14 protein-coding genes are annotated in these 16,986 nt (G+C 43.3%); 10 read left to right on the top strand and 4 right to left on the bottom strand.

The genetic code is table 11. The features are described 5' to 3' along the window. Positions 1-33: 33 nt before the first annotated feature. Positions 34-1,128, bottom strand: coding sequence for a 3-phosphoserine/phosphohydroxythreonine transaminase (gene serC, locus AB6E54_RS01975; protein WP_017065411.1), 1,095 nt, complete (start codon positions 1,126-1,128; stop codon positions 34-36). Between the two features lie 163 nt (positions 1,129-1,291). Continuing rightward, complete coding sequence (locus tag AB6E54_RS01970) at positions 1,292-2,554, bottom strand: DUF945 family protein (protein ID WP_102333198.1); 1,263 nt, start codon at positions 2,552-2,554, stop codon at positions 1,292-1,294. 183 nt (positions 2,555-2,737) lie between these two features. Here AB6E54_RS01970 and AB6E54_RS01965 point away from each other — a divergent pair, with 183 nt between their 5' ends. The 3 genes from AB6E54_RS01965 (at position 2,738) to AB6E54_RS01955 (ending at position 6,000) form a co-directional block, all read left to right on the top strand. Continuing rightward, complete coding sequence (locus AB6E54_RS01965; RefSeq protein WP_017060404.1) at positions 2,738-4,681, top strand: ATP-binding protein; 1,944 nt, start codon at positions 2,738-2,740, stop codon at positions 4,679-4,681. Beyond that, the gene (locus tag AB6E54_RS01960) at positions 4,674-5,171 is read left to right on the top strand and encodes a response regulator (protein ID WP_017065410.1); all 498 of its coding nucleotides are present in this window, start codon (positions 4,674-4,676) and stop codon (positions 5,169-5,171) included. The genes AB6E54_RS01965 and AB6E54_RS01960 overlap by 8 nt, the downstream gene beginning before the upstream one ends. A 286-nt stretch (positions 5,172-5,457) precedes the next feature. Next, entirely contained in the window at positions 5,458-6,000 is a 543-nt protein-coding gene (locus AB6E54_RS01955; RefSeq protein ID WP_017065409.1) for a hypothetical protein, read from the top strand. Positions 6,001-6,161: 161 nt separating this feature from the next. On the opposite strand, the gene AB6E54_RS01950 is transcribed toward AB6E54_RS01955, so the two are convergent. Further along, a complete protein-coding gene (locus AB6E54_RS01950) occupies positions 6,162-6,743 on the bottom strand; it encodes a TfoX/Sxy family DNA transformation protein (protein ID WP_017060401.1) in 582 nt (193 codons plus the stop codon). 357 nt (positions 6,744-7,100) lie between these two features. On the opposite strand from AB6E54_RS01950, the gene AB6E54_RS01945 reads away from it, so the two are divergent. From AB6E54_RS01945 to AB6E54_RS01925, 5 genes are all read left to right on the top strand, one after another. Beyond that, a complete protein-coding gene (locus AB6E54_RS01945) occupies positions 7,101-8,021 on the top strand; it encodes an HDOD domain-containing protein (RefSeq protein ID WP_017066065.1) in 921 nt (306 codons plus the stop codon). Positions 8,022-8,075: 54 nt separating this feature from the next. Then, positions 8,076-8,981, top strand: a complete 906-nt coding sequence (locus tag AB6E54_RS01940) for a lysine exporter LysO family protein (RefSeq protein ID WP_017071961.1) — start codon at positions 8,076-8,078, stop codon at positions 8,979-8,981. 174 nt (positions 8,982-9,155) lie between these two features. Next, positions 9,156-9,683 (top strand): hypothetical protein, encoded by a 528-nt coding sequence (locus tag AB6E54_RS01935; protein WP_017066066.1) that lies wholly within the window; start codon positions 9,156-9,158, stop codon positions 9,681-9,683. A 118-nt stretch (positions 9,684-9,801) separates the two neighbouring features. Further along, positions 9,802-11,445: a pyridoxal-dependent aspartate 1-decarboxylase PanP gene (gene panP / locus AB6E54_RS01930; RefSeq protein ID WP_017060397.1), complete on the top strand. Its 1,644-nt coding sequence runs from the start codon at positions 9,802-9,804 to the stop codon at positions 11,443-11,445. Positions 11,446-11,803: 358 nt separating this feature from the next. Beyond that, entirely contained in the window at positions 11,804-12,658 is an 855-nt protein-coding gene (locus AB6E54_RS01925; protein WP_004734686.1) for a MurR/RpiR family transcriptional regulator, read from the top strand. Positions 12,659-12,782: 124 nt separating this feature from the next. Here AB6E54_RS01925 and AB6E54_RS01920 read toward each other — a convergent pair whose 3' ends face one another. Beyond that, entirely contained in the window at positions 12,783-14,075 is a 1,293-nt protein-coding gene (locus tag AB6E54_RS01920; RefSeq protein ID WP_017060396.1) for an iron-containing alcohol dehydrogenase, read from the bottom strand. Between the two features lie 406 nt (positions 14,076-14,481). Here AB6E54_RS01920 and AB6E54_RS01915 point away from each other — a divergent pair, with 406 nt between their 5' ends. Together AB6E54_RS01915 and AB6E54_RS01910 are read left to right on the top strand one after the other, a co-directional pair. After that, positions 14,482-14,745, top strand: coding sequence for a GrxA family glutaredoxin (locus AB6E54_RS01915; protein WP_009847069.1), 264 nt, complete (start codon positions 14,482-14,484; stop codon positions 14,743-14,745). Between the two features lie 249 nt (positions 14,746-14,994). Continuing rightward, complete coding sequence (locus AB6E54_RS01910; RefSeq protein ID WP_372058521.1) at positions 14,995-16,677, top strand: aspartate:alanine antiporter; 1,683 nt, start codon at positions 14,995-14,997, stop codon at positions 16,675-16,677. The last annotated feature ends 309 nt before the right edge of the window (positions 16,678-16,986 follow it).

Raw genomic sequence — 16,986 nt, 5'->3', positions numbered from 1 at the left:
TAAGCAATTTATCAGTCAAAGCCCTATCATCGATTAAGCGTATTTCTCTTCGAAATCTTTCATGAAGCTAACCAGCGCTTGAACGCCTTCCAGAGACATTGCGTTGTAAAGTGAAGCTCTCATTCCACCTACTGCTCTATGCCCTTTCAGTGATTTCAGACCTGCAGCATCAGCCAATTCTAGGAACTTGCCATCTAACTCAGGTTTCGCCAGTTGGAACGGCACGTTCATTCTAGAACGGTTTGCAGTGTGAACATCGTTTTTGTAGAAAGCTGAGCTATCGATTGCATCGTAAAGCAGCGCTGCTTTCTCTTTGTTCACCAACTCCATCGCTTCAACGCCACCTTGAGCTTTCAGCCACTTGAACACAAGGCCTGATAGGTACCAAGCGTACGTTGGTGGTGTGTTGAACATTGAGTCTTTTTCAGCAAGTACTTTGTAGTTCAGAATACTCGGCAACACGTCGTTTGCGAGTTCGAGTAGATCATCACGTACGATTGCAATGCAGATACCCGCAGGGCCGATATTCTTTTGCGCGCCCGCGTAGATAACACCGTACTGAGACACATCAATCTTACGAGACAGAATGTTAGATGACATATCCGCTACGATTGGCTTATCCGTTTGAGGAAGCTCGCTGATTTCAATACCATCGATGGTTTCATTCGGACAGAAATGTACATACGCAGCTTCCGGGTCAATTTTCCAATCTTTAGCCGGAACAACCGCTGCTTTACCATCAATTGACGTCTTCGCGTTGAATACATCGATTTCGCAATATTTGCTCGCTTCAGTCACTGCACTTTCTGCCCAGTAACCCGCATCAATGTAAGTCGCTTTCGTCGCATCACCTAAAAGGTTTAGAGGAACAGCAGCGAATTGAGCACGAGCGCCCCCCTGACAGAAAAGAACTTTGTAGTTGTCTGGGATGTTCAGAAGATCACGTAGGTCCTGTTCGGACTCGTCAGCAACTTGAATAAATTCCTTGCTGCGATGGCTGATTTCCATCACGGAAGTCCCTAAACCATTCCAATCAATAAAGTCCGCTTGCGCTTGTTTCATTACCGGTTTAGGCAGTGCAGCTGGGCCAGCACTGAAGTTGAATACGTTATCTAATGTAAGTTCCATGGGGATGATTGCTCCTGCTAAATAATAACTATGCAAGTAATACCATGTTTTACCCAACATAAAAACAACAAAAGAGGTCTTAAGACCTCTTTTGTTTTGTACCGTATAAAATGTTTAAGCTTAACCTGCTAAATCACCCTATCAGTATTCACGCCTGCTCTGTTTATTGAACAAAAACCGGCATAAGTAGAGCGATTAATGGAATTTCTTGTCCATTTTCGAACACTAGGTTTCCATTTTCTAAGTCAGCGCTGATTTCATAACCACTGTCTGTTTCCTTGATCATTTCCATCACAAGCAATTCATCGATACCTTCACGGATGAATGGATACTCTTCAACAAGTTCATTTGAGAAGCTAGAGTGAACGTTGCCCGTTAATGCAAGCATGATCATCGAAGGGTTGCTGCTGATGTTTTCGGTCCCTTCCGGCACGCTCACCAACCACTTAGATTCGAACTGTCCCTTACCTAACTCTAACGACATGTTGTTCATTGAAAGGTCGAAACCTTTAGCAAACAGGATATCGATAAATGGAATGATCTCTGCAACGTCTTCTTGCGTCATCACAGGATTAGATTGGTAAATCTCAAAGATTTTCTCAAACGACTCGCTATCCAACTTCGACATTTCAAAATCGACGTTTAGGTTGTTCAACTGGCCTTCACTGGTCTCGATGTTTGCGATATCTAGCTTGAGGTTGCTGCGCAGACGCTTAGTTGCTTCATCTAGATGTGATTCAAAATCGTACTTAGAATTTTCAATGGTCATGAAAGGCTGCATTGCAGAATCTGAAACCAAGAAGCTATCGATAGTAAAATTCTGAGTACCTAACCAGTAGCCTTTCGCTTGTTGGCCTGAACCCACACCTTTCAGATTAGACAGCGTTACCTCTTCACCGGTTTCAAAATCAATTTGAACTGAAGGGATTGAAAGCTCGTAATCAACTTGGCCTAAAACAGTCGCATGGCCAGAAAGATTCGATTTAGTGATCGAGACCGAAGTCCCATTCTCTTCAGAACCTTGGTGATTGAACTGGCTTAACTCAAAGTTAAAGTCAGTGTTGCCGTTTAGCTCAGTACTAGTGGTCAGAGTTAAAGGCAGAATATCGGTATTCTCAAACGTCGACAGTGCATTTAGACTCACCAAACCATGGCTAACCGCACTATTTATGACAAACTCACTCGGCAACCCATCAATCGCAAGTTGCTCTTTCAGGTTTTCATCCATCACAGTTAAACGAGTGGTTACGTTGGAAGACAAGTAACCTCTATCGTATTCCACGATCTCAGCTTGAATGCTTGAATTGTTAAGCTTTGCAACGCCATCGGTAATCGCATTTTGTCCAATTTGCCCAACCGCTAGCGGCCAACAAAGTGCCAGTGAGATTGCTCCGCCAATAGCACCAATTTTTCTTAACTGTTCCATGAGTTCTCTTTCTACACGTGTCTATTTTTTTTAGTCTAACCCATCAGTAGCAAACAAGAAACATTGAGTTAAATCAGTCTATTGCTCGATACTTCGATTGCCTCAATAAATTAACGGCTAGCTCTCATCCTTATTCGGCGGTTCTTGCTAGGCTAAAGACGTCGCTACTATTAAGGTTGAGCTGTGAATCAATACGCTGTTATCTGTTTGGACAATAATCCGGTTAGCATTGAAAGAATACGTTCGGAGCTGGCTCCGTTGGCTTCTGTATTCGATATTTATACTGCCGAGAACATAGAAGACGCACATCACGCATTAGAAGATATTCATGATCACAACCAAACCGTTGCCTTGGTGATCACTCATCATCATTCTGAATTTAATGGCGTGCAATTCCTGATTGAACTTCAACAGCTGCCCCATAGTAATACCGCAAGAACGATATTAGTCAGCGCTTCGTCAGACATTCAATCCATTTTAACCGCTGTGAATGAAGGTAGGCTCAACCACTGTTTAACCAAACCGGTTCAAGATCAGGTTCTGTTCAAATCAGCGCAAAAAGAGCTGACCTCTTTTGTTATCCAATACGACTCAGAAAACCTGCTCTCTTACAGCGATGCATTGGATCAACAACGCTTACTCAGAGCGCACATTGAGCAAAAGATTCACTCTTTCCAATCGGGTTTCATTCACGACTACCACCAGCTTTCTGATAATGCCCTTGCAGAACGTGTCGTCAGTGCCTTACAAGATGTGTTTTCAAAAGATGACAAAACTAAGGCCATTCGTGACTATTCCCCCGAGCATCTACTCACTGTGGAAGGCGAAGACAATCGCTTTTTATGGCTGATCATTGAGGGTGAAGCAGCTCTTTATAAGAAAGATGAACTTGGGCAACAGCGGGAAGTGGTACGTCACTCCAAAGGGAACATTGTTGGCGGGATGTCATTTGTAACAGGCGAGCCTTCGTTTTCTACGGCGATCACCCTAACGCAGACTCGCGTTATCAAACTGGATAAAGATAGCTTTGCTCAGGTGATGCATTCAAACAATACCCTGCTGCCTTTATTTACCAATCTATTGCTCCGTCATTTTAATCGACGTTTGCAACGCAGCATCACCAATAAGATCAAACTGCAGCAGACACTAGAATCATTAGAGTCTGCACATCAACAACTGATCGAGAAAGAGAAAATGGCGATGCTCGGGCAGCTAGTCGCGGGAGTCGCACATGAGCTGAATAACCCGATTGCTGCCATATTAAGAAGCATCGAAACTCTGTCAGACCATCTCGACCAAATATTGGCAAACCTATCCGTTCCAGAGTCCAATAAAGGGACTGACGTACTGGCACATTCAAAGTTAGCTAAGCCACTATCAACAGCCCAAGAAAGACAGCTCGTAAAGCATCTTACGTCGACGATTAATGACCGTGCTTTAGCAAAAAAAGCCGTGAGACTAAACCTAAGCCAAGACTCTACGGTTCTAAACACATTAAAGGCGTCCCCTGTCGCAGGCAAAGAGCTGCTCAATGACTTAGAGCATTACCATTATGTTGGAAACTCTATCCGCTCAATTCAAGTGTGCAGCAAGCGTATTGCCGATATGGTCAAAAGCTTAAAAAGCTATGCTAGAGAAGATGAAGAAGTTCGCCACTACACAGATATCCACGAAGGGCTTGAAGATACCTTAGTGATCTTCGAAAACAGGCTTAAACACCACCAACTCGAAAAGCATTACGATACCGACTTACCGCCTTTATTGTGCCAGTCGCTCTCGCTGCAACAAGTGTGGACCAACCTTATCTCCAATGCGCTCGATGCCCTATCTGAACGAGGAAAAGTGACCATCACCACTTCTCAACAGACAAAAGGCGACGACGCGTTTCTTGTGGTGCAAATCTCCGATACTGGCCACGGCATTGCCAAAGAAGACATCAACACCATTTTCAACCCAAATTTCACGACTAAAAAAGAAGGCAACTTTGGTTTAGGGATTGGGTTATCCATTTCTCAACAAATCGTTTCGGCTCATCAAGGGTTTATTTTGGTGGAGTCAGAGGTAGGCAGCCATACAAACATGCAAGTGTGGCTTCCATTCAAACAAGAAGGAGCACCTCATGAATAAGTACCTAATTTTATGTGTCGATGATGAACCTGAAGTTCTCAATAGTGTCCTTCAGGACTTGGCGATATTTGAAGAGAACTTTCTGGTTGAAGGTGCAGAGTCGGTCGATGAAGCCAAGCAAGTAATCAAAGAAATGGGACAAGATGGTATTAAGCTCGCGTTAATCTTATGCGACCACATCATGCCAGAAGAAACCGGCATTGATTTTCTGATCGAACTCAACCAACACGACGCTACTAAACCAACGCGTAAGCTGTTGCTCACCGGGCAAGCTGGGCTAGAAGATACCGTCACAGCCATTAACAACGCAGCACTTGATTTCTATATTTCAAAACCTTGGCAAGGCGACCAACTGAGAGACACGATTACTCAACAATTGACTGACTATGTCATTGCCAACGACAAGCAATTGCTAAACTGGACTTCCATCTTAGATACCGAGCGCATACTGACTTCAATGGCGGATAAACGCACCAGTTTTGGTGAATAGCACTGATTGGTTAATGGATACTGAGAATAGCGTCATCCGATATAAAAACCTTCCGAATGTATACAAATTTTGGATAATTCGCTCGTCTATTTTTCTCATTCGCCCTAAACATGAGATCTCCGTTACATACTGATCCTTAATTTGCTTGTTTTTTAACTAAATGAGTAAGGTTTTACATTTTAAAGGATTACTTTTCCGTGAGTTAGATTAAACTGTCTCAATGTTTATGGTTTGCCGATTTGTCTCAAACCAAAGGAATTAACACTAATATAGGTTTACGGTCGTTATGCGCAAAATTCTACTTACTACCGCTATGCTATTGGCTTCTGGTCAAGCACTAGCTGTTGATGAACAACCACAGGTAATGAGCAACTTTAACTATGATTACTTTGAAGCACGTATCGGTGCTAGCCCAGTAACATTTGGTGGTGCGTTCAGTAAGTCCATTCACCCGAACGCTCACGCTATAGCACGTATCGATTCAGAATTTGAAAGCGATTACGACTCAGCTGTAGGTCTTGGTTTCCACGCTCCATTAAACAACTGGGCAGACCTAACAGGTGAAATGCTAGCTCGTATCGTTCAACCTGAGAACTCAAGCTCTACTGATATCGGTATGGAAATCAACATTGGTGTTCGCCAATGGCTTGGTCCACAACTAGAAGTTGGTGGTAAAGGTGGTTACGTTTCTATCGATGACAACGATGATTGGACAGGTTCTGTTTACGCGCGTTTCCACTCTACAGAGCTTTTCTCTTTAGGTGCTGAAGCTCGTATTAACGACTTCTACGGTGACCAACTTATGTTCACTGCTCGCTTCAAGTACTAATACTTAAAGCTCAAGCCCTAGCAAATAAGCTCTCTATGAGCACTTAGCCTTTTGATACTTAGTCTTTTAAGAAATCCGGCTAAGACAGAAACAAAAAAACCGAGGACATTCCTCGGTTTTTATTTATTAACAGTAATCTTAAGCATATAAGGTAAACTTCTTTAGTGGCAGCTCTTTAGTAATTGCTGCTTGCGTGGCTCTTGTAATAGTTTCCAGTGAATACCATCAATTGCACCCGCAAATTTCCAAAGTAGTTTTAGGTCAACATCGTTTCCGTACGCTTCGCGAACCTTATTAAACACTTCAGGTGCGCCCAACTGCATAAACATTGAAACATCATCCACACCCGCCTTTTTAACCATGCGCTCTAACGTAAGCTGCATGTTTGGTAGATCTCTTAATCTACGGCTAGCTGATGACTTCTTGAAGCTACGCTGCTGAATTGAATTATCGATTGAAGTACGAATAATACTATCCAATTCAGGATGTTCACAGGTAAACAGATCCGTAATGTCGTAATAGTTTACGGTTGCTGTTGTCTGCTTCTTTACATGACGATACTTTTCACAATCAAGATCGGTCAGTTTTTTATCTAATGATTTTCCACCTCTAATGAATAAACAACCTTCACTCAATAAAGCGAACATAGCGTCATTTTGAAAGAGGCCAATACCTCCGAACATAGAACGTTTTTGATGCTCACCAAATTGATTCACGTAATTAATAAATGCTGTCTCGGTCATATCCGTTGATCCTTAATCAAATTACCCCGATTAGGTTGATCACCAGACAAGCAGCTTGTTATGCGAAAATTTTAAATCTATTTTGTTATTCTATAGGTGAATATTATGGTTTCGTTTTTCACCTTTAAATAAATCATACTTCGAAAAGAAAAATAAGTCTGGACTTAGTTCACATCAATCAATTGAGTATTCCGGTTTTTCATGATTGACTTCACAGTAAACTATCAAACCATGCTTGAATTTGGACACCTAGTGATACACCGGTTCAAATTATTAAAGGTTATGTAGACGGGTGAGTATTGCCTCGCAGCATCGTGGCTTGTAAAATGGCAGGACAGACCTGTTTTTACTTTTTATATGAATCATTTATCGTTTTTCTGGCTACCTCAAAATAAGACTCTTCTCTTAAAGGGTCTAGAATCAGAGTTTGCCCAACTTGTTGGACATTCTATCTCAGCGGGAAAAATAACACTTCCTCCTATCCCTAACGTTGTACTAAAGATTCAATCGCTTTGTACCCTTGAATCAACTGGGATTGCTGACGTTGCCGAGTGCTTACTCGAAGACCCAGGCCTCGCTGCTATTGTCATTCGTGTGGCTAACTCTGTCGTCTTTAACCGACGTAATATTACTTGTGTTGATATTATGACGGCGGTGTCGCGCCTTGGCATATTAAGAGTACGTGACATCGTGACGGCTCAGGCTATTGAGCAACTCAAACACTCAGTCAACCTCAGTAAAGAATGTAATAAGGTATTGGTTCAGAGCGCTTCTGTATCAAAAGAGCTGGGCGCTACTATGGTGCTTGTTACCAACAGCTTCAAAGAGCTCTCCCCTACTGAATACCGTTACCTTGAGCATGAAAAATCGCTGCTTGTTGGATTACTGGCTGATATTGGTTTGTTCTGTTTGGTTAGCGAATACCACCTCTACCTCGAAAATGGCAATTACCTAGATCACGACATCGCTCTACAAATCTTCCAAGGCCAATGTTCTGCTACCAGTAAATTGGTGCTTAACCGTTGGGGCTTCGACAGCGACTTTATTGATGTGTGCAGCAATACCATCAATAACCACGAACAGCGTGAAGTCTCTTACTTAGATATCGCTCGAATCGCTAACCACCTGCTGATGTTCAGAAACAAGGATGAGAACATCGATGATCACGAAGTTGAACTTAACGTGACAGGTGCAGAGGTGCTTTATAAATTAAGCAACTTGAGCAAGCATGATTTTAATGCAAAGCTAAGCGACGTGATCAATACTAGCGGCTTCTAAGTCACTGTTAAATTACAAGTAAGTGTAATATGAAGTAAATGCAATGGGGAAAGCATGTTTACAGGGATGATCTTTATATTTGCGCCACTCGTCGTGGGGTATCTTTTTGCAATTTCGAACGCTCAGACATTAGAATTTATCAACCGCTCAACATCGCGGTTGATCTACGTGATTCTGGCGTTAATGGGACTAAGCTTAGCCGCCCTCGATAACCTAGGCAGTAACCTGCAGACAATCCTTCTATATACCGTCACTTTCTTTGTCTGCTTAAGCGTATGTAACCTAATGGCACTGCCCGCTATTGATAAGTTATTGCCACTCAAAACCGACAGTAGCAAGAAGAAGCTTCCCCTCTCTTCTATGGCGATGGAATCTGCAAAACTCATCTTAGTGGTAGGTTCAGGGCTAATCGCTGGCTTAGTGCTGCCTATTGGCCTTGATTGGGTTGATACCGCAAGCGAATGGATTCTGTTTGTTCTTCTATTCTTTATCGGCATTCAGCTGCGTAATAGCGGACTCACACTTCGTCAGATCTTACTCAACAAGCACGGTATGGTTATCGCAATCACCATTATCATCACCTCAATGTTAGGTGGTGTAATCGCGGCTTACATCCTAGATATCCCTCTGTTCAAAGCCTTGGCAATGTCTTCTGGATTTGGTTGGTACTCTCTGGCTGGTATCTTAATGGGTGACGCCTTTGGTCCTGTCTATGGTGGCGCTTCTTTCATGCTTGAGCTGTTAAGAGAGTTAGTTGCCTTGGTACTGATTCCAGTGCTAATTCGCAGCTACCCATGCACTTCCATTGGTTATGCTGGTGCGACTGCGATGGACTTCACCTTACCGGTCATTCAAACAACAGGCGGCGTTAGATGTGTGCCTATCGCTATCGTCAGTGGCTTTATCCTCAGCTTGCTTGTTCCGATATTGATGTTGTTCTTTGTATCTCTTGCTAACTAGATCGCAGGAATAGCGTTTGTTTTAGATTAGAATGCAACTCGAATACCAATGCCCAAGACACCGATACAGTTACCGAAATAAAAAGACACTAAGTGTCATTGCTCAACAAATAACGATCACGGTAACCTGTAACGACAAAGTTATAAAAAGAATAAACTTACAAAAGGAACCACTATGAAACGCCTTTGCGTCGCATTACTGCTAGCTTCAACTTCTACTTTCTCTTTTGCAGCAGATTCAATGTCTGAGACAAACCAGTGCCAAGCAAAAAAATATGATGCGTACATCGACGCTTCTTTGAATTGGTATGCCGACCTTGCTGCATTAACCTCTGAGCAATATCCAGAGCTAACAGAAGTGAGTGAGTGGTTCCTAGAAGGTCGTAAGCACCACTTTGAGCTTAACCGTGCTGCGGTTCACTACTACTTAGTAAACGACTCAAGCAAAGTGGCAACAGAGCAACCTGTAGAAGGTTGGTTGCAACTTGAGCAACACGACATTAAAACGCTATCAACACGTGATGATGAGCTTGGTAAAATCGCGAAAACAACATTCGATGACCGCCAATCAACGCCTCACGCTCAAAACTACGAACTACGTTCTGCCTTTGCAGAATTGCTTAGTCACCCTAAGCAAATCGACTCAGCGCTGCAGCGTTACAACCAGTCGATCAGTAAACTTGAAGCGATTAAGTGTAAATAACCCCGCATTTAATATGCTTTTTTGAGAAGTTGGATTTCATAATTAAGACGGGACATTGTTCCCGTTTTCGTTTAGATTGTCCCGCTCGCGTCAATATTAGAAAAATAACTCGCTTGCTATGGTTACGGAACAAAAAACAGCAGATGTTAGCTTCGACAGTCTTCTACGTATCTTCACGGTACCTGAAGGCCCAGATTCAACACTCACTCAAATTGAAGACAAACTTTCACGAAACCTGAATCAATTCTTACGTGAACATATTGTGGCTGAAGAAAAGCCGCTACGTGAAATTGAGAAAGATTTTTCAAATGCTCATATCCCAGAGCAGCCTGAGTTTGTTTCTGAACATACTGAGCATCTCCTCGATTCTCTTGTGTCTCATTCGGTTCACACGTCTTCGCCAAGTTTTATTGGCCATATGACCTCTGCGTTGCCGTACTTCCTGATGCCGCTTTCAAAAATCATGATTGCGTTGAATCAGAATCTAGTAAAAATCGAGACCTCAAAAGCTTTCACTCCCCTAGAACGTCAAGTTCTGGGCATGTTACATCGCCTGATTTATCAAGATAGTGACCAGTTTTATTCTCGTTGGATGCACAGCGCAAACCACTCTTTAGGTGCGTTTTGTTCTGGCGGTACCATCGCGAACATTACAGCGCTCTGGGTTGCACGTAACAACGCACTAAAAGCGCAAGGTTCGTTCAAAGGTGTAGAAAAAGAAGGCCTGTTTAAAGCCATGAAGCACTACGACTACGAAGGCCTTGCCATCTTAGTCTCTGAACGTGGCCACTACTCTCTGAAAAAAGCCGCGGATGTCCTTGGTATTGGTCAAGAAGGTCTAGTGTCTGTTAAAACAGATAACGACAACCGTATTTGTACTGATGATTTAAGACTCAAGATCGAGCAGCTCAAGCAGAACAAGATCAAACCTTTCGCCGTCATTGGTGTGGCTGGTACAACCGAAACCGGTAATATCGACCCGCTAAGAGACATTGCTGAGGTGTGTGCCGAATCCGATTGTCATTTCCACGTTGATGCAGCTTGGGGCGGTGCGACTCTGATGTCTAACAATCATCGTCACCTACTTGATGGTATTGAACTGGCGGATTCAGTCACGATTGATGCGCATAAACAGCTTTATATCCCTATGGGCGCGGGTATGGTTCTGTTTAAGAAGCCAGATGCGATGACTGCGATTGAACATCATGCTCAATACATTCTTCGTAAAGGCTCAAAAGATTTAGGCAGCCATACGTTAGAAGGTTCTCGTTCAGGTATGGCAATGCTGGTTTACGCCGCAATGCACATCATTAGCCGCCCAGGTTATGAACTGCTGATCGACCAAAGCATCAACAAAGCGCGCTACTTTGCCGACCTAATTAAAGATCAGAGCGACTTCGAGCTGGTTTCAGAACCTGAGCTTTGCCTACTGACTTATCGCTATGTCCCTGAGTCAGTCAAAGCGGCACTGCTTAAAGCTGAGCCTGAACATCGTGTCGAACTGAATGAGTTGCTCAATGAGCTGACTAAGTTTATTCAGAAGAAGCAGCGTGAAACAGGTAAGTCTTTCGTGTCACGTACACGCTTAAACCCTGAAGCATGGGTACATCAGCCAATCATCGTTTTCCGCGTGGTATTAGCAAACCCACTAACAGGCAATGACATTCTTTCGTCAGTGCTTGAAGAACAGCGTGAGATCTCTAAACTAGCACCAAACTTGATGGGCAAAATCAACAAACTGGTTACGCAAATCAACGCATAGTCATTCAATTTTAGTTGCATCAAATTGAAAATTTCTTTCTTTTTGATGTAACTAAGCTGTCAGTTCATACCCATTTTGCATTCTTTTTGCTCAAACTCTCTTCCAATTCTGTAGTTTTCTAAAATTTTGTTGAGGTTTGTCATATTCTTAAGCATTCATGCCCTGTTTTTGTATTAGTAAATAGTATGTTGGGTTTATACTGACTCTATGGTGCTAGTTAGCTTGATATCTATTTGACGCAGCAGTATTTACGAAACCGAATATACATCGGCTTTGTGTTTACTGATATTTGCTTCAGCCATACCCCCTGGTAAAAGATATTAACTAGCAAGTTGTTCTCTATACCCTTGTGAACACTATGAATACATTAGAAAAAATACAAAAAAACCTGGAAAATTTCAGCAAGTCTGAGCGCAAGGTAGCCGAAGTAATTATGGCTTCCCCTCAAACTGCAATTCATTCTAGCATTGCTACCTTAGCTAAAATGGCTGACGTGAGTGAGCCTACAGTTAACCGCTTCTGTCGTCGATTAGACACAAAGGGCTTCCCTGACTTCAAACTTCACCTAGCTCAAAGCTTGGCAAACGGTACACCTTACGTGAACCGTAATGTTGAAGAAGATGATGGTCCAGATGCTTATACGCATAAGATTTTCGAATCAACTATGGCTTGTCTAGACGTTGCTAAAAACAGTCTAGACGCGATGCAAGTAAACCGTGCTGTTGACTTGCTGACTCAAGCAAAACGCATTTCGTTCTTCGGACTGGGTGCCTCTTCTGCTGTCGCCAAAGATGCTCAAAACAAGTTTATTCGTTTTAATATCCCAATCACATGTTTCGAAGACATCGTGATGCAACGAATGAGCTGCATTAACTGCAGTGATAACGACGTTATTGTTCTGATCTCTCATACTGGCCGCACTAAAAGCCAAGTTGAGATTGCAAACTTAGCGCGTGAAAACGGTGCGACAGTTATTGCTATCACAGCAAAAGATTCTCCACTGGATAAAGCGAGCTCGTTGTCTATTTCTCTGGATGTTCCAGAAGACACTGACGTTTACATGCCAATGGCAAGTCGCGTTGTTCAGATGACGGTTATCGATGTGCTAGCGACAGGCTTTACGCTACGTCGTGGTTCTGGTTTCAGAGAGAACCTAAAGCGCGTCAAAGAGTCACTTCGTGATTCACGTTACGAGAAGTACTCTCAGTTCTAATCTGCTTAGTCATGAACTGAAAACAGATGACCAGAGAACAAGTTGAATTAAAAAAACGGAGCCTAGAGCTCCGTTTTTATTTGTCTGTATAAAATGACTTATACAACGAACAAGTTTAAGACCGTTAGATAGTCCAACTATTGCCCTTCTCAACCACGCTGTTTTCGGACGCATAAGAATTGATAATGGTAAAGCTCGACTCGACAGCTGGCTCTTGCCCAATTTGATTCATTGAAGCTCCCTCATGATGCCCTTCTCTACAACTGCACTTCTCGCATACTTGCTTCAAAATATGCACGAGCCTCTCTTGGTTAAGCGGCAAAGGGTTTCCTTTAATCGCCACTGATTTGAGCGCGTCGGCAGACACCTCATCAAACTGGGCTTCACAGACACCAAATTCCAACAAGTTGGGTAACTTAAGCGTATCAAGCACTTCCGATAACCAAGAAATTGCCTCCTCTTCTATTGCTTCTACGTTACCTGTTACTATCTGAGCGATTCGCTGATAACGCGCTAGGATGTCGCTTCTTTGCTGCTCTTTTGCAACGGCTATGTTCTCCAACATCACAAACGGCGCTAAACGCGCGGTAATCACACTATGAGGCGCAGAAATCTTACCTCCTAGTGCGGAGGCTAAACCATGGGCTGCGCCAAGCTTGGCATTAGTTATCGCCATACCACCGAGCATAGAAGCGAAAGCAAGATCAGAACGCGCTTGAGGCTCATCATAAACACACGCTTTAACCACAGAACCACTCAACTTACGCAGCCCTTCTTCACAAATCATATCGGTTAACGGATTCGGTTCACCACACACGTAGGCTTCCATTAGATGAGTAAAGGCATCCATCGCACCTCGCCCAGATAGATATAGATTGGTTCCATGAGTTAGGGTTGGGTCGACAATCGCAACGTCGGCCAGCATGTCTGGGCTTCTCAGGCTGATTTTTACTTGGTCTTGGCCTGATTTCAGCACCGCGTTTTTAGTGACCTCGGCGCCGGTACTCGCTGTGGTTGGAATTGCGATAAACGGAAGTGGTTTGGTTTTAAGAGGAACATTACGCCCGACCACTTCAACATAGTCATATAAATTGCCTTGATTAGGTAAAACCGCAGCCAACGCTTTGCCCATATCGATGGCGCTACCGCCCCCCATGGCGACAACCATATCTGGCTTAAATCGACGAGCAGAAATAGCCGCCTCTTCAACCATTTTGATATTAGGTTCACCGGAAACGGCAATGTGCTGATAACGCATACTCTGCGCATCAAGATAGTCAGTAACAATTGAAGTGCGCTCTAATGTATTGCCTGTAACCAATAGCACGCTGTAGCCATATTGATTAAAGAGAGACAATGAAGCGGAAAGTGCTCCATCACCAAAGATGATCTTTGTAGATGTCATAAATTGAAACATGGTGCCTCCTGCGCCTATGACCGAACAAAACTGCGAACTCTTGGTTATTGGAATTTAGCCTTTATATAGTGCATCAGTATTAAGATGCCTCGTTCTGTATGCGCTTTTTTTGACGAGGTGCAACTTGTCGCATTAAAGATGGATTAATGTCGTATTCTTAGGGGTAATTCACACTCTTAAATTAAGGGTAATCAATCTGAATACCCATCAGAAATCAGCATGGATCCTTTTTGTGACCATTATTTGCTCTGATAGACAAAACCTATTGTATTAAGAGGTAATTCCATCTTTATTTCCCCATGGCATTGAGGCATAGTTGGTTTTATGAAATTTTGAGTGGCATTCACTAAAGAATAGTTAACATAATCGAGTTAACGAGCCTCATCCCGTATTTAGGAGAAATTAAATGTTTGTAGTTATTTTTGGTCGCCCTGCTTGCCCATTCTGTGTTCGTGCAAAAGAGCATGCTGAAACTCTTAAAGCTAAACGCGATGACTTCAACTACCGTTACGTTGACATCCACGCTGAAGGTATCAGCAAAGCTGATCTAGAGAAGACTGTTGGTAAACCTGTCGATACAGTTCCACAAATCTTCATCGACCAAGACCACATCGGCGGCTGCACAGAATTTGAAGCATACGCAAAAGAAAACCTAGGTCTTTTCGACTAAGCTAGGATTTCTCAAACGAGAATCAGGGCTAAAGCCTTAAACAGCTGACCCATTTAGGCGTTAGACTGTACGATTTATAGAAAGCCCGCTCACTGTAGCGGGCTTTTTTATGACCAGTTTTCATACGGAATAAGAATAAGGTCAAAATCAAGTAAATTAACAAAATATTGCTTATAATTTATTTATATTTAGATACAATTCACCTCTCAAACTTACCCTGTGTTCCACGCCAATTATTGAGCGACCACCGTGAATATCGACGTTGTTTTTCTGTTAGAACAAAACCCCATTCTCCTCATCTTTGTTGTTTTATCGATTGGATTAGCCATTGGTAAAATTCGTTTCGGTAGCCTCCAACTTGGTAATTCAATCGGTGTTTTGATTACTTCCCTTATCATGGGACATCTTGGCTTTTCTTTTAACGCAGATGCGCTCACCATTGGTTTCATGCTGTTCATCTACTGTGTTGGCATTGAAGCTGGACCAAACTTCTTCGGTATCTTCTTCAGAGACGGTAAGCACTACCTCATTCTGAGCCTTGTGGTACTTTCTACCGCAATTGCCCTAACCTATTTCAGTAGTCATTACCTTGGCCTAGGCTTTGGTTTATCTGCAGGCATGATGGCAGGTGCCTTAACAGCAACGCCGATATTGGTAGGTGCTCAAGATGCTCTGAATTCTGGGCTTGCAGAATTACCAAGAAACATGGACTTGAGCCTGATTATCGAAAACCTTTCAGTCGGTTACGCGATGGCTTACTTGGTTGGCTTAATCAGTATGATTATGTTTGCTCGCTTGATTCCAAAACTTCAAAAAGTGAACCTACACGACTCGGCAGAGCAAATCGCCCAAGAACGTGGGTTAGGCGCTTCAGGTCAGCGTAAGGTTTACTTGCCCATTATTCGTGCTTATCGAGTGGGACCAGAGCTCATCTCTTGGACTGACGGTAAGAATCTGCGTGAACTGGGCATCTATCGCCAAACAGGCTGTTACATCGAGCGTATTCGACGTAATGGTATTCTTGCCCATCCAGATGGTGATGCAATTCTGCAAGAAGGCGATGAGATCGCATTGGTTGGTTTCCCAGATAGCCACGCTCGTCTAGACCCAAGCTTCCGTAACGGTAAAGAAGTTTTCGACCGTAACCTTCTCGATCTGCGTATCGTGGAAGAAGAGATCGTCGTTAAGAGTGACAGTATCGCAGGTAAGCGCCTATCAGACTTAAACCTGTCTGAATACGGCTGTTTCCTTAACCGCGTAGTACGTGCTCAGATTGAAATGCCGATGGACTTAAACATCGTGCTTTCTAAAGGTGACGTCCTACAAGTGAGTGGTGAAAAGAGTCGAGTGCACGGCCTAGCTGAGAAAATTGGTTTCATCTCAATCCACAGCCAAATGGCGGATTTGATGGCCTTCTGTAGCTTCTTCATTTTGGGTATTTTGTTTGGTTTGATCACCATGACATTCGGTCAGGTATCGTTTGGGCTAGGTAACGCGGTTGGCCTGCTTCTATCGGGCATCATGCTTGGTTTCCTACGAGCGAACCACCCTACTTTCGGTTATGTGCCTCAGGGGGCATTGAACATGGTCAAAGACCTAGGTTTGATGTTCTTCATGGTCGGTATCGGCTTGAGCGCCGGCGGTAAGATGTTTGAACACTTAACGCAAGTAGGCCCTCAGGTCATCGGTATTGCTCTAGTAGTGAGTGTTCTGCCGGTATTCTTCGCTTACTTGGTGGGTGCTTACGTATTGAAGATGAACCGAGCTCTATTATTTGGTGCCATCATTGGTGCGCGAACCTGTGCTCCGGCGATGGACATCGTAAATGACCACGCTCGCTCAACTATCCCAGCTCTGGGTTACGCGGGTACGTACGCGATAGCCAATATATTGATGACCTTAGCGGGCACTTTCATCATCATTATTAGCTAGCGTCTACTGCTTTAAAAGCAGCCAAGCTTAGATATTTCAAATGCACTAATTCACCTTTGGATTAGTGCATTTTTTATTACTTCTTCTCAGCTTTTAACGCATCCCAAGTCTGCTCTTAGAGCTTTTGCATCCTGCTATTCGTATCAGCTCTTTAAATCTCTTCGCATCCCGCAACTCATATCCCGCATCTGCTCTTAACTTCTCTTCGCATCTCGCCACTCAAATCCCGCATCTTCATTTATTTTTCCATATCTGCTTTTAATCTCTTTCCTCAAACGACGGACAAAAAAATAGGCGCTCAATGAGCGC

Source organism: Vibrio sp. 10N.247.311.49, from assembly GCF_041467655.1.
In the GTDB taxonomy this organism is placed as follows: domain Bacteria; phylum Pseudomonadota; class Gammaproteobacteria; order Enterobacterales; family Vibrionaceae; genus Vibrio; species Vibrio crassostreae_C.
Note: the sequence above shows the minus strand (reverse complement) of the source record. Positions and strands in the feature narration are given on the sequence as shown.

What these genes read in the sequence shown, in the direction of transcription:
- serC (WP_017065411.1), bottom strand. Translation starts at nt 1,128, where the DNA reads ATGGAACTTACATTAGATAACGTATTCAACTTCAGTGCTGGCCCAGCT.
- AB6E54_RS01970 (WP_102333198.1), bottom strand. Translation starts at nt 2,554, where the DNA reads ATGGAACAGTTAAGAAAAATTGGTGCTATTGGCGGAGCAATCTCACTG.
- AB6E54_RS01960 (WP_017065410.1), top strand. Translation starts at nt 4,674, where the DNA reads ATGAATAAGTACCTAATTTTATGTGTCGATGATGAACCTGAAGTTCTC.
- AB6E54_RS01955 (WP_017065409.1), top strand. Translation starts at nt 5,458, where the DNA reads ATGCGCAAAATTCTACTTACTACCGCTATGCTATTGGCTTCTGGTCAA.
- AB6E54_RS01950 (WP_017060401.1), bottom strand. Translation starts at nt 6,743, where the DNA reads ATGACCGAGACAGCATTTATTAATTACGTGAATCAATTTGGTGAGCAT.
- AB6E54_RS01945 (WP_017066065.1), top strand. Translation starts at nt 7,101, where the DNA reads ATGAATCATTTATCGTTTTTCTGGCTACCTCAAAATAAGACTCTTCTC.
- AB6E54_RS01940 (WP_017071961.1), top strand. Translation starts at nt 8,076, where the DNA reads ATGTTTACAGGGATGATCTTTATATTTGCGCCACTCGTCGTGGGGTAT.
- AB6E54_RS01935 (WP_017066066.1), top strand. Translation starts at nt 9,156, where the DNA reads ATGAAACGCCTTTGCGTCGCATTACTGCTAGCTTCAACTTCTACTTTC.
- panP (WP_017060397.1), top strand. Translation starts at nt 9,802, where the DNA reads ATGGTTACGGAACAAAAAACAGCAGATGTTAGCTTCGACAGTCTTCTA.
- AB6E54_RS01925 (WP_004734686.1), top strand. Translation starts at nt 11,804, where the DNA reads ATGAATACATTAGAAAAAATACAAAAAAACCTGGAAAATTTCAGCAAG.
- AB6E54_RS01920 (WP_017060396.1), bottom strand. Translation starts at nt 14,075, where the DNA reads ATGTTTCAATTTATGACATCTACAAAGATCATCTTTGGTGATGGAGCA.
- AB6E54_RS01915 (WP_009847069.1), top strand. Translation starts at nt 14,482, where the DNA reads ATGTTTGTAGTTATTTTTGGTCGCCCTGCTTGCCCATTCTGTGTTCGT.